The organism is Veillonella parvula (genome assembly GCF_002005185.1).
GTDB lineage: Bacteria > Bacillota > Negativicutes > Veillonellales > Veillonellaceae > Veillonella > Veillonella parvula_M.
Genome location: NZ_CP019721.1, coordinates 1,217,924 through 1,231,450, shown reverse-complemented (window position 1 = coordinate 1,231,450; position 13,527 = coordinate 1,217,924). Strand labels below are relative to the sequence as shown.

Annotated in this window: 15 protein-coding genes; all 15 read right to left on the bottom strand. The window is 39.7% G+C overall.

Annotated elements, in window-relative coordinates; all coding sequences use genetic code 11:
- Nucleotides 1–7: 7 nt before the first annotated feature.
- Entirely contained in the window at nucleotides 8–1,006 is a 999-nt protein-coding gene (gene tilS, locus B1A77_RS05695; RefSeq protein ID WP_021147859.1) for a tRNA lysidine(34) synthetase TilS, read from the bottom strand.
- Nucleotides 975–1,871: a Ppx/GppA phosphatase family protein gene (locus B1A77_RS05690; RefSeq protein ID WP_004698482.1), complete on the bottom strand. Its 897-nt coding sequence runs from the start codon at nucleotides 1,869–1,871 to the stop codon at nucleotides 975–977. The genes tilS and B1A77_RS05690 overlap by 32 nt, the downstream gene beginning before the upstream one ends.
- A 97-nt stretch (nucleotides 1,872–1,968) precedes the next feature.
- A complete protein-coding gene (locus tag B1A77_RS05685; protein WP_077708241.1) occupies nucleotides 1,969–2,370 on the bottom strand; it encodes a S1 RNA-binding domain-containing protein in 402 nt (133 codons plus the stop codon).
- A gap of 69 nt (nucleotides 2,371–2,439) precedes the next feature.
- Nucleotides 2,440–2,772, bottom strand: a complete 333-nt coding sequence (locus B1A77_RS05680; RefSeq protein WP_004698500.1) for an FtsB family cell division protein — start codon at nucleotides 2,770–2,772, stop codon at nucleotides 2,440–2,442.
- 177 nt (nucleotides 2,773–2,949) lie between these two features.
- On the bottom strand, nucleotides 2,950–3,897 hold the full coding sequence (locus B1A77_RS05675) for an L-lactate dehydrogenase (protein ID WP_058948503.1): 948 nt from the start codon (nucleotides 3,895–3,897) through the stop codon (nucleotides 2,950–2,952).
- Nucleotides 3,898–3,991: 94 nt separating this feature from the next.
- Complete coding sequence (locus B1A77_RS05670; protein WP_058948502.1) at nucleotides 3,992–4,807, bottom strand: hypothetical protein; 816 nt, start codon at nucleotides 4,805–4,807, stop codon at nucleotides 3,992–3,994.
- Between the two features lie 101 nt (nucleotides 4,808–4,908).
- On the bottom strand, nucleotides 4,909–5,379 hold the full coding sequence (folK, locus tag B1A77_RS05665) for a 2-amino-4-hydroxy-6-hydroxymethyldihydropteridine diphosphokinase (RefSeq protein WP_058948501.1): 471 nt from the start codon (nucleotides 5,377–5,379) through the stop codon (nucleotides 4,909–4,911).
- Nucleotides 5,379–5,741: a dihydroneopterin aldolase gene (folB, locus tag B1A77_RS05660; RefSeq protein WP_058948500.1), complete on the bottom strand. Its 363-nt coding sequence runs from the start codon at nucleotides 5,739–5,741 to the stop codon at nucleotides 5,379–5,381. The genes folK and folB overlap by 1 nt, the downstream gene beginning before the upstream one ends.
- Entirely contained in the window at nucleotides 5,741–6,574 is an 834-nt protein-coding gene (folP, locus tag B1A77_RS05655; protein ID WP_077708240.1) for a dihydropteroate synthase, read from the bottom strand. Before folP ends, folB begins: the two co-directional genes overlap by 1 nt.
- Complete coding sequence (folE, locus tag B1A77_RS05650; RefSeq protein WP_077708238.1) at nucleotides 6,567–7,136, bottom strand: GTP cyclohydrolase I; 570 nt, start codon at nucleotides 7,134–7,136, stop codon at nucleotides 6,567–6,569. Before folE ends, folP begins: the two co-directional genes overlap by 8 nt.
- 8 nt (nucleotides 7,137–7,144) lie before the next feature.
- Entirely contained in the window at nucleotides 7,145–8,701 is a 1,557-nt protein-coding gene (locus tag B1A77_RS05645) for an ABC-F family ATP-binding cassette domain-containing protein (protein ID WP_077708236.1), read from the bottom strand.
- A gap of 110 nt (nucleotides 8,702–8,811) precedes the next feature.
- Nucleotides 8,812–9,951, bottom strand: coding sequence for an amidohydrolase (locus B1A77_RS05640; RefSeq protein WP_008603490.1), 1,140 nt, complete (start codon nucleotides 9,949–9,951; stop codon nucleotides 8,812–8,814).
- Nucleotides 9,952–10,077: 126 nt separating this feature from the next.
- Complete coding sequence (locus tag B1A77_RS05635) at nucleotides 10,078–11,016, bottom strand: S66 peptidase family protein (protein ID WP_004695389.1); 939 nt, start codon at nucleotides 11,014–11,016, stop codon at nucleotides 10,078–10,080.
- An 89-nt stretch (nucleotides 11,017–11,105) separates the two neighbouring features.
- The gene (locus B1A77_RS05630; RefSeq protein WP_077708234.1) at nucleotides 11,106–12,707 is read right to left on the bottom strand and encodes a peptide ABC transporter substrate-binding protein; all 1,602 of its coding nucleotides are present in this window, start codon (nucleotides 12,705–12,707) and stop codon (nucleotides 11,106–11,108) included.
- A complete protein-coding gene (locus tag B1A77_RS05625; RefSeq protein ID WP_077708233.1) occupies nucleotides 12,704–13,522 on the bottom strand; it encodes a serine hydrolase in 819 nt (272 codons plus the stop codon). Before B1A77_RS05625 ends, B1A77_RS05630 begins: the two co-directional genes overlap by 4 nt.
- Nucleotides 13,523–13,527 lie beyond the last annotated feature (5 nt).

Sequence of the window (13,527 nt, the reverse complement as noted above, 5' to 3'; positions counted from 1 at the left end):
ATTCATATTAATGTTTGCAATATATTTTTATTGTATCACATTGAGCACTTACTTTTATACTTTTAATATTGAAAGTTTTCCCTTCCCCAGTGTTAACAATGTCAAGTAATTGCTCTTGATGAGCAGTGGTAAGCTTGATTTCAGGATCAAAGATGCTCACCAGTCTTTGCCACAATCGACGTTGTATAGCCAACGGCTTCTTACGTAACCCCCTACGAGATATAAACGCGCCCTCATCAGAGATAGTTACTAACTCATCAAACGCCATATCCGTTAAATTAGAAATAAGAGAAATGTCTTCGCGTACAGAAGCCCCTAGCCTTACTATGGCATCGCTAACGATAGGATTAATGGCTTTTAACTCAGGTATAATGCGATGACGAATTCTATTTCTTTGATATCGTACATCCTCATTTGTACTATCTATACAGTAAGAAATATCTTTCTCTTTTAAATATAGAAGTAATTCTTCTTTTGTGACATCTAACAGAGGTCTTACTACTGGAACAGTATAATCATTACTAACAACGGCCATGCCTGTCAAACCATTAAGTCCAGTCCCTCTAATAAGATGTGCTAAAATTGATTCTGCTTGGTCATCTTTATGATGAGCTACTGCAATATAGTCATACCCCTCAGACTGTGCTATACCGGTTAGCCATTGATACCGAACTTGGCGGCCTATAGTTTCCTCTGATAGCTTTTGAGCTTGACTCAATTTAGGCACGTCAAAGACAGCCGTATAAAATGGCAGTCCTAGCACGTCCGCTTGATTTCGTAACCATAGGACCTCATCCTTACTTTCAAGACGAATACAATGATCTACGATAGCAACTCCAAGCTCATATACTGTATGGCGATGTGTAGCAATATCTTGCAATAAATGCAATAAAGCCATCGAATCAGGACCACCAGAACAAGCTACCAAGATACGACAATTCTCAGGAAATATATCATGTAATTTTAAAGTGTGATTAACGGTTCGAATGAGTGCTTTCACATTCACGGGCCATCGCCTCCATACCATCTTGGTCGCTCACAAATACATGAGGGACCTCATAGGAATCCATAAAGGACGTTAAAATCTCTGCCCCAGCAACAATAATGTCGGCACGCCCAGCGGGTAAACCTTTTACTTGTAGTCTCTCATCACGACTCATATACCGCAATTTCATAATAATGCCTTCCACTGTTTCACGGCTCAATTTATGACCTTGTACCTTTGTGCCATCATAATGGTCTAAACCTAAATCAATAGCAGCCAAGGTTGTTAGGGTTCCTCCAATACCGATAAATTCACCAAATTCACCTTCAATCCTCATCGGGTCCCAAAGAAAACGAGTTTCCTCCCACACTCGTTGAGGCCCTTCGTCAGATATAGATTGAAGGCGTACCGCTCCCACAGGATAAGAACGACTCCAGTACACTCCGTCCTTGTTACCTAATGCAAGTTCTGTACTACCTCCACCAATATCGATGGTCGTATAATGACGTCCATCCTTTAATTGATCTCCTAACGCACCATTAAAACCATAAATAGCCTCCTCAGCACCAGATAAAATTCGCCACTCCATAGGACAGTATTCATTAATACGTTCCATAAATGCAAGTCCATTGGCTGCTTCACGAACAGCACTCGTCGCAAAACCAAAGCAATAGTCAGCACCGTATTCATTTGCTATTTTTTGTATATCCGTAAAGGCTTGATAGGATGCTTCCATGGATTCATCTCGCAAGGTACCATCTGTATTTCGTTGACCTAAACGGGTAGTCCACAACTGCTTAGGCTCATAACGCCACTCGTTATTCTCATAGGTAGCCAATAATAAACGCACCGAATTAGAGCCAATATCTATAATTGCTAACTTCATAATTGCTCCTTACATATAAATAGCATTTTTCTAATACTATTATAGCGTTAATACTCTATACATAAGTAAAGAGATGGCTAGATGCCATCTCTCACTATTAATCTCGACGACCACCTCGGCCTCCGCGTTTTCCTTCGGTATTGCGTTTTAAATCGTGTAATCGTTCATTGCTATCGCGCAAGAATGATTTCATCTTCGCTTCGAAAGACTCTATGCTTTGTTTCGATTGAACACGATGAGGACGTTTTTCTTCGTCCATCCCCTCTTTAGGTTGTGTTTGACGAATGGAAAGTCCTATTTTATTACCATCAATAGATAAAACCTTAACCTTTACTGGATCCTCAACTTTTAAAAGGGTATTAATATCTTCGATATATCCATGAGCTACTTCAGAAATATGAACTAACCCTGTTTGCTTTTCTCCTAAATCAACAAATACGCCGAATTTTGTAATACCTGATACGGTACCATCAATAATGTTACCAACTTTGATTGCCATGCAACCTCCTAATTAATGCGGAAACCTTAAACTACAAACTGATGCAAAGAAAAAATAATAGAATATACTCTATTTTACATATGGTACTTCACCAGGTTTTACCAATCCTAGCTCCTCACGAGCAACCCCTTCTATGGTCTTTGGATCTTGTAACCTGGCCTTTTCCTGTTCTAACTCTTCATTTCGCTGCTGTAACTCTTGCAATTGTTGCTCTATATGTTGTTTTTCTTGATATACAGCCACCAAGCGATAAGCCTGCCCTAACAGTAACAGCACCATAATCCCTATACCAATTCGCTTGATCCACATGAGGATAATACGCTGATCCTGTGCTTTGCGATTAGGACGAACCCGTTTGCGCGGCCTTTTTGGGCGTTGTACATCCATAGTGTCCTGAGTCATAATGTCCCCCAAATATTCATCATCTGTATACTGTCATTTTTAGATTATACCACATAACAGAGCTTGGGACTAAAGAAAATTACAGATATTTCTCATTAAGAACGGTAACATAAATCCGTATAAATTTAAAACTCCATATGCAATGTAAACTTTCTATATACAAAAGTAAACATCCACTTACATAGACTCAGCCTTTACAACATGTTCACGAATGACAGCACAAGAAGTTTTAAATAAGGCTAGCTCTTCATTGGTTAGTTGCAGTTCAAAAACATTTTCGATACCATCTTTACCAATAACAGCAGGAGTAGATGCAAATATTCCTTCTTCTCCATATTGTCCATCTAAATAACAGGAGCAAGGCAATACCTTCTTTTCGTCATGAAATACAACGCGGATTAATTCTGTGGTAGCACTAGCAATCCCAAATTCCGTAGACCCCTTACCTGCTAGTACATGATAGCCACCAATTTTAACATCATCTAGTGTTTTTACATGGTCAAGTTCAGGAAATCTATGGGGTAGCTCTCGATGTAACTCTAAAAGTGGTTTCCCTTGTACACAAATATGGGACCATGGCACCATAGCACTACCTCCATGTTCACCTAAGCAGTAGGCCGTAATAGAGCGATTACTAATAGTAAAGATATGCGCTAATTCTTTTTGCAATCGAGCTGAGTCTAGAGCTGTTCCCGTTGAAATGATGCGTTTAGGATTCCACTCAAGATGTTTACATAAATAGGTAGCTACCACATCAGCGGGATTAGAAATCGAAATGATAAAGCCTTTGAAGCAAGATTGCTTGATACGTGGAATAACATCTTTAAGTACAGCTACGGTTTCACCAAGACTCTCGAGACGATCTTGATACAAATTTGGCAAAGGTCCCGCACTAAAAACGAGAATATCACAATCTCCACATTCTTCAATAGGACCTGATGTAGCAGTTACTTGATGTGGAATATAGCTAACGGCATCATTAATATCCATAGCTTGCGCTTGAGCTTTTTTCTCGTCAATATCCATCATATATAATTCATCAACCTCACCTTGTAAGGCCAAAGAAAATGCCACATGAGAGCCTACATGTCCAGTACCAATAATACCTACCTTGCGTAACTTCATAAGAGCCTCCATACCTTAGCATAAAACGATAACATATCCTCAAATGCCAATTATTTAAATCACGTATATCCGTATATAATTTACCTTACTAGAATCATAACTCATTTAAATTCATCTCATTCAAATTGAGTGGGAACAAATCTTTTTCTTCCATCGCTTGAGGAGATTTTTCTAAATATTGTTTACGCATGGACCATAAGATATCCAAATCTTTAGGATCTAATTTGGATAATGCATATATCATAATAAAATCAGAACCATAATGTCCACGTAAACTATCAGGCACCCCCTTAGAGCCTTCACCACTAATGCGGTTATTAAAGAACCCTTGGATACGACGATTATCTAAATCTATAATAATAAAACCTGATCCATCATACACATATAATGTATGATTAACACGTTTTAATGCACGTACTGTATTCGTAATAAAATACTGGTCCTTCAAATCAATGAGAGACGACTCATAACCAGAATGGTAAAAGTCACCATAATAATGGGCCCCTCCATCGGTAGAGTCCAACAAACTTTTAAATTCATCTTGCTCATCATTACTGAAGTCAGACAATGCTTTTACCTTTGTTATATTCCGTAAACCTCGTTGGTAATCATCCGATTTAGGAGGTTCTATATGTTGCCCTCTAAAGGTAATGGGCATCAAGCGAAGTGTATTATCAGATAAATTATAAATCCCTAGTCCTTCATAACCTAAGAAGTACACTTGTGAGCCACTGGTCTTCATCGCTAATATTCGTTTTGAAATAATGGCATCACTAGAATTAACCAGTGTATGCGCTTCTGGATCAATACGTACTGTTTTACTATCATAATTTGCCCCTACAGCAAGCCAGTAAGATATGCCCATTATAATAAGTGCCAGTGCAAATAATCCAATACGTTTTATATTCATCTACGCTCTCCATGACTCCCCAATCATAAAACGTAAAAGCATGCGTACAATATGTATCGTGTTTACAATGTATCTAACATTAGCTTATATACGATTCTAGCTTATACATCCAATTGAGATAATCGGTCGGCAACCTTAACCCCTTTATATGTGAAAGTTGGTAACAGCTGAGATAGCGGTTCTAGTACAAAATTACGATTCCAAAAATGAGGATGCGGTATCACAAGACTTTCATCACACAGAGAAATCATTTTCCCCTCTGTATCGTACACTAAAATAATATCCAAATCTAATGTGCGAGGGCCCCAATGAATCAATCGTTTTCGTCCAGCCGCCTGCTCTAATTGCTGAATAAGGCTGAGCATTTGATGTGGTTCTAGAGTGCTTTCACAAGACCATACGCCATTAACAAAGGTATCTTGTTCCGTATATCCCCACGGCTCAGTTTCAATAAGAGAAGAAGTGACTAGCTTAGAAATTGCCCCATGTTGTTGTAAGGATTGAAAAGCAGAATTGATGTGGTCTCTCTTGTCCCCTATATTCGAGCCTACACTGATGTAATAGGTATACATCAAATTTGTCCTCTTGTAGTGATAACCTCAACATAATCCAAAATACCTGAAATCGGTACAGATGGTTTACGCACCGTTACAGAGAGACCTACAATACCTTGATAATGTTGGTACAAGGAATCGGCGATAAGCGTCCCTAATCGTTCTAAAAGATTGTAGTTTTCACCAGTCATAATCGCTTCTACAATTTCATATACCTCTACATAATTGATTGAGTCCTCTAATTGATCACTTTGACCGGCCTTTGTAAGATCAGTTATTATTTCTACATCTACAAAAAATCGTTGTCCTTGTTCTTGCTCAGATGCCAAATTTCCGTGGTATCCGTAGAATGCCATATTTTTTAAAACGATTCTATCCATTATTCACCTCGTAACAAGCCGTCTGCTACTGCTAAGGCGCGTTTGTGCATTTTCACATTGTGAACACGCACCATATCAACGCCTTGGAATACACCTGTAATACAAGCTGCTACCGTACCTTCATCGCGATCTTCTGGAGGCAATCCGCCTAACATAGATCCGATGAAACGCTTGCGGCTTGGAGCAAGTAAAACAGGATATTCATAAGCCGTTAACTCACCCAAGCGTTGCATAACTTCAATATTTTGTTCTTCAGTTTTACCAAAGCCAATACCTGGGTCAAGCCAGATTTGTTGTGGCGTTACCCCCTCTTTCAACGCTTTATCGATAGCACAGAAGAAGAACGCTTTCATATCTTCAATGATATCACCATAATTTGTATCATTACTATTATGCATGATGATAACAGGTACCTTATATTTAGCCACCACCGCGGCCATGTCAGGGTCATAATGTAAGCCCCATACATCATTTAGAATATGTGCCCCTTTTGAGAAAGCATATTCTGCGGTTTTTGCATGATATGTATCGATAGATACAGGAACGGTAGAGGCCTTTAACACAGGTTCTATCAATAAAGAAAGACGTTCTATTTCTTCGTCCGTAGTCAAAGGTGTAGAACCTGGTCGTGTAGACTCAACGCCTAAATCGATAATATCTGCACCATCTTCAATCATTTGTTTCACATGAGCAGTAGCTGTTTCTGGTATATTAAATTGCCCCCCATCAGAGAAGGAGTCAGGTGTACCATTCAGTATACCCATGATAAGAGTACGATCACACAAAGATAAGCTTTTGCCATCATTCCATGTATAATTTCTACGTTTAAACATTTACCTGTCCTCCGCCTAACATTGCCAACGCTTCATCCCTTACTGTACCTGTTTCAGCTAATACGCCTCGGCTTTCTAATGTAATTACCTTTGAATCTTGCTGCATAGTTCCTTTAATAAGCATACATAATTGAGTCGATGTAATACGAACAAAAACACCATGAGCAGATAAATCATTCATTATCGCATCTGCTAATTCAGATGCTAACCGCTCTTGTAATTGCGGTCTGCGACTGAGTATATTAACAACATCTTGAAACTTACTGAGCCCTGCCACACATCCATCCTTGGGTTGATACACAATGTCTACAGTCCCAAAGAATGGCAATAAGTGGTGCTCACACATAGAATAAAAGGAAATACCTGTAACGGCTATAAGTCCCTTGTAATCAGTGCTAAACGTTTCACCCCATACCGATTTTGTTTCGACTCCTACGCCACTAAATAACTCACTATATAATTCTGTTACACGACTTGGTGTCTTTTCTAACTCTGGTGCCTCTGTATCAACAGATAAAGCCTCTAAGAATTGCTTTATCCCGTCATTTGCACGTTGATTCATCGGTCCTCCTAAACAATCTTTGTCGTCCAATCTTCAATATTCCAAATATCCGTAACCCAATCTTGATAGAATTCAGGCTCATGACTTACCAATATAATTGTACCTTTAAAATCACGTAGTGCACGGCTCAGCTCTTCTTTTGCATATATGTCTAAATGGTTAGTCGGTTCGTCTAGGACCAACACATTGTACTTATTCTGCATGAGCTTGCATAGACGAACCTTCGCATTCTCACCACCTGAAAGTACGCGCATTTGAGACGTAATATGTTCATTTGTAAGGCTACAACGAGCTAATGCTGCACGCACTTCTGCATTTGTCATCGCCGGATATTCATTCCAAATATAATCTAATGCTGTTTCAGAATTGGATGGCGTATCCTCTTGGGCAAAATAGCCAACTTGTAAGAATTCACCTTTTACCAACTCACCACTAACAGGCTTTAATAGACCTAAAATAGTCTTCAACAACGTTGTTTTACCTAAACCATTGACACCGCGAATAGCAATTTTTTTGTTTCTTTCAATTTGAAAGTCTACTGGTCTTGTTAATGGTTCATCATAACCTAATTGCAATCCAAAAGCCTCTACGATAAAGCGACTTGGCGTACGGCCTTCTTTAAAGCCAAAAGTGGGCTTGATATACTCTTTTGGCTTTTCTAGAATTTCCATCTTTTCTAAGCGCTTTGCTCGAGAATTTGCCATACCACGTGTTGCAACGCGCGCTTTATTGCGCTGAATAAAGTCTTCCATACGCTCAATCTCTTGCTGTTGACGTTCATACGCCTTAGCTGCTTGCGCTTTTTTCACCTCGTAAGCAGCTTGGAACTGATGATAATCACCAGTATAACGCGTAAGCACCGCTTGTTCGATATGGTAAATAACATTGACTACGGAGTTTAAAAACTCCATATCATGAGAAATCAAGATAAAGGCATTTTCATAATTTTGCAAATAGTTTTGCAACCACTGAATATGCTCCACATCAAGATAGTTTGTCGGTTCGTCTAAGAGCAAAATAGTCGGTTTCTCTAGTAATAGTTTTGTGAGCAAAACCTTGGTACGTTGACCACCGCTGAGCTCTGTTACATCTCGATCTAAGCCGATATCCATAAGTCCCAATCCGGCAGCGGTACGCTCAATAACCGCATCAATTTCATAGAACCCACGTTGCTCAAGAATTTCTTGCCATTCCCCTACCTGTTCAAGTAGCTTATTCATTTCATCTTCGGACACATCACCCATGCGATTATACGCATCGTTAATGTTTTGCTCCATGACGAATAAATCATCAAAAGCACGTTGTAATACATCACGGATGGTCATACCTTTTTCAAGAACAGCATGTTGATCCAAATACCCAACAGTTACCTGATTGGACCATTCAATTTTCCCCTCATCAGGTGGCAATTTACCTGTAATGATATTAAGAAACGTAGATTTACCTTCACCATTTGCACCAATGAGGCCTACATGTTCACCTTTTAGCAAACGGAATGATGCATCATCTAAAATTTGTCGCGCTCCAAAACCATGAGTTACATTTGAAACGGTTAAAACACTCATATCTATCTCCACCGGAATAAAAGCCGTCTTGTTGAAGACGGCTTATTTCATACTTACTTAAATATTATATCTATTGTACCTTTTTGACCTCTATATGTCAAAAATTGAACTTACTTACACATCGCATAACGCAAGGCTACAACAGCCATAATCTTAGCACCCTTAATCGCTTGGTCTAACCCATAGTCAGATCCAGCAGCACAAGTAAATTCTGGCGTATGCGCTTCTAAACCTAATCCAATCTGCAAGGTAGGCTGTGCTGTTGGTACTTCGTAAGACACATTACCTACATCAGTGCTACCATCCGCCTCATCATCAGGCAATATACGTGGGCTTTCACCAAATTCAGTCATCACATCTTTAAAGAGATTTAATAACTGTTTATCTTGACGCATATCCTTAAAGAGTGGCTCATAGTGATGCATCTCAACTTGAGCTCCATAGGATGAACCGATTTCTTGGGCTGCCTCTTTAATAGCCGGCAAAATAATACCTTCTAAATCATCCACTGTACTACCACGAACAGTCATACGAATCGTAGCCTTTGGTGTAACCACATTTGGTGCCGTACCTGCCTCTGTAAAGATGGCACCTACAATAGCACCTTTAGGAAAGGTCTTTTTTAAATCTTTTACCCTTTGATATAAGTCTACCGCACAATCTAAGGCATTAATTCCTGAATCTGTTAAGGATGCAATATGACAAGAACGTCCATGGAACGTAACCTCTAGAGGATGTGTCGCCAATGATGTACCTCCCACCTCATTTTCTCCACCTGGATGAATGATAAGTGCTGCCTCATAGCCTTTAAAAAGACCGGCTTCTGCCATATATACCTTACCACCGATAGTTTCCTCTGCAGGGCACCCAAAGAATGTTGTACCCCAATCCTGTGGTGCACTTTGACTAAAAGCAACAGCAGCACCTAAGCTCATCATAGCAATAAGGTTATGACCACAGCCGTGGCCTAGTTCCGGTAACGCATCATATTCACCTAAGAAGGCTATTTTATGCCGTGCAGTACCGTTATAGTCGCCCCGTAACGCTGTTTGTAACTCTGGCCGATTAGTTAGACTTACATGAGATATAAAATTATGTGTTTCTAAGAATTGGTGAATTACCTTTACTGCTTTATGCTCATTCAAGCCCAATTCAGGATTATCGTGTAAATATATGGAAACTGCACGCAATTCCCGTGCCATACTATCTATGATGGCACAGGCGCGAGCCTCTCGTTCTTGTAGTGTCATAACTCCCCTTGTTATTATCTAATATCTTATTACCTATTATTTTATTACCTAATATCACGGTAACTACTATTTTTATCTAATATCTATTTGCCTATTAAGTAAAATCGTTCATCCAAAAGCTCTTAACTATTTCGTATAAGGATGAACGATGATGGTATTAGAAATATATCTAAAGCTAATCGTCGCTCCTAGCGGTAATGTTTGATGTGGCGCCCCATGTCCCGTTGGCACATAGCATACAAAAGGATCTGGTAATTTTGGATTTCTATTTTCCTCCATATAGCGCAATGCTTCATAACCTAAATCGTAATCACGCTCATCTTCATCTCCTTCACAATCTGTAAAGATACCAATGACTAAGCCTTTAATACGGCTCAACAAACCGCTGAGTCGAAATTGTTGTAACATGCGATCCAGCTTATAAGGAGCCTCCCCTACATCTTCAATAAATAGTAAGGTATCTTCCCATGATTCATTCTCTAAAAAATAAGGCGTTCCCGATAACATGGATACCATCGTCATATTACCACCTCGTAAAATACCCTCACCGAGTTCTGTGCCAATCGCACCTCGGGGAGGCTCTGGCAAGGGTTCTATAACTTTTAATTTGCCTTCTAAAGCATTAAATAGCGTATCAATATCTGACTTACGGTCTAATTTAAAATCTACCCCCATAGGTCCATGATAAGTAATGAGGCGGCTATATCGATTAATAGCCATATGAAGTGCTGTACAATCACTATATCCAACAAAAGCCTTCCGATACTTACGAATCGCTTTATAATCTAATAAATCTAAATAGCGCATCGTGCCATAACCACCGCGCAAGGCAAGAACCGTATCACAAGGAGCCACAGTCATCATGTATTGAAATTCTACGGCTTGCTCCTCAGGTGTGCCTCCATATAGCCCCTTTCTCCTTGCACTTTCACCTACAAGCACCTTATAGCCTTTAGCCTTACAAATTTCTTCTATTCTATGTAAATCTTCATCGCTAGCACTAGCAGGTGCCATAATACCTATGGTCATCCCCGGTGCCAAACGTTTTGGTTCAATCCAGTCCATATATCCTCAGAAAATACCTGTTAACTTATAATATATTAATATTCCCATACAACAAAAGACGTACACAAGGTGTACGTCTTAAGTGTATCTTATTTGTATGCTTTTTTAAAGTCAACAAGTCCCAATGTGGTCCAGAAATAATTTTGAATTGTTCCGTTTGTCACATATGGTTGTGTTGTAAAGTACAACGGCATAACAAGAGATTCATCAAAAATCATTTTTTCTGCTTCATGCATCAACGCATCACGAGCAGCCCCATTTGGAGTTGTACGAATGCGAGCAATCAACTCATTATACTCATCACTATGGTACTGTCCATCATTATCTTCAGCAGAGAATACCTCTAAGAAGTTTTGTGGATCGCTATAATCAGCAACCCAAGAAGCGCGCGCAACTTGGTACTTACCAGCTTCACGGTCTGCTAAGAATACCTTTGTCTCTTGATTTTGTAAGCGTACATCTGCACCAAATGCATTTATCCAAGCATCTTGAATCGCTTCTGCAATAGCTTTATGTAATTCACTTGTATTATACAAAATCGTAATTTGTGGCAATGGACGATTCTTACCATAGCCAGCCTCTTTAAGGATTTCCTTGGCTTGCTCTACATCTTCGTATACGAGATAACTACCAGCTTCACGGAAGTCTTCACGGCCATTGCTTTCGAGCATACCATATGGTACAAACGCATAAGCTGGTTCTTTACCGCCTCTAACAATATTATTAACAATGTTAGCACGGTTGATAACCATAGAAAAGGCTTTACGCACATTTGGATCTGTGAAAGGTTCTGCTTTCACATTGAATACGTAATAGTAGTTACCAAGCATAGGGCCAATATGTAATAGGCCTGCTTCTTCTAAACGTTTTTGATCCGCTACAGGAGGCTCAACAGTCATATCAGCTTCGCCACCTTCAACTAAGGTGAGACGCGTACTTTGAGACTCACTAATAGGCCAATTCATTTTCTCTGTTTTCACAGATTCTGCGTCCCAATAATTTGGATTCTTGATGAAATCCATTTCCCCATTATGCTTCCAAGAAAGCAAGCGGTATGGACCATTGGATACTATAGTTTCCGCATTAGCTGCCCAATTTTCATGAGCCTCTACTGCTTTTTTGCTCACTGGATAATAGCTATGAGACGCTAATAGTTTCAAGAAATAAGCTGTTGGATTTTCTAAGGTAACTACCAATGTATCCTCATCAGTAGCCTTAACACCAACCTCTTCAGCCGTGGCTTTGCCAGTATTAAAGGCTTCGCCATTTTTCAATACATATAGCATGTATGCATTGTCCGCATGGACTTCAGGGTCTAATACGCGTTTCCAAGCGTATTCAAAGTCATAAGCCGTCAAAGGCTCTCCATTAGACCATTTCAAATTAGGTCGTAAGTGGAAGGTATACTCACGGCCATCATCGGAGATTTCCCAATTTTTAGCAAGTGCTGCTTCTGGTTCACTTTCATCATTCAAACGAACTAGACCATCGAATAATTGAAGTTGAACCGTAGCCTCCGGAGAGGTAGTAGACTTTGCGGGATCCAATGTGGATGGTTCCTGCTCAATAACATAGCGGATTGTGTGTTCATCGATTGGTTGAACACCACGAGGGTACCCAAATACAAATAAGAGTACGCTCACCCCTAGAGCGAGGACCATGAGTTTTAACAAGTTTCGTTTATCCATCATGGCAATGCTTCCTCTACAAATTCTTTCATGATGCGCCCAACTTGAGCGCCTAATTCTTTACCTCGGCCATTATCGATATCGCTCATTAAAAGAATAAAGCAAAAATGACCTCTAAATGTTTCTATTACACCCCCATCATGCTCTACGCGATCAAGGGATCCTGTTTTATGGTGAAAGCGTATGCCTTCTCCCCAGTAAAATGGTAAGATATCACGGAATTGTTGGCGACCTAAAATATTCCACATTTCTCGGCCATAAGCATCTCTATCACGATATTCAAAAATATGTTTATACAGACGAGCTAGTGACATGGCTGTAATATAATTATCACGCCCTTCAACCAAGGCGTTAAGGTCCATCATCATGCGATTAAGCTCCATCTCATCCAGGCCAAGCTTTTCCGCTCGAGCATTGATATTTTCCATTCCAAGCACTGTGATGAGTAGATTTGTCGCAATATTATCACTAAGAACCATCATGAGACGGCACAACTCAAGATAGGTAAAACTATGTTTACCTACTAACTCTTGTAGTGCACCGCCACCTTCAACGCGTGGAGTTCTAGATAAAGGAACGGTATCATTAATGTCCAATTGCTCAGTACGAGCTAAATGAAAGACATATTCCATGATAAGTACCTTAATTAAACTCGCACCAGAATGTACAGTATTTTCACCTCTAGCTGCGATGAGTATTGGTTCCTCTTCATCATCAAATTGTAACACTGCATAAGATATATTTCCTGCTGGGGCCAATTCTTTAATGACTGTATCTAGTTGATGTTCCAGGGACTTGCCAACAATTAGTTTTTCCATACTAT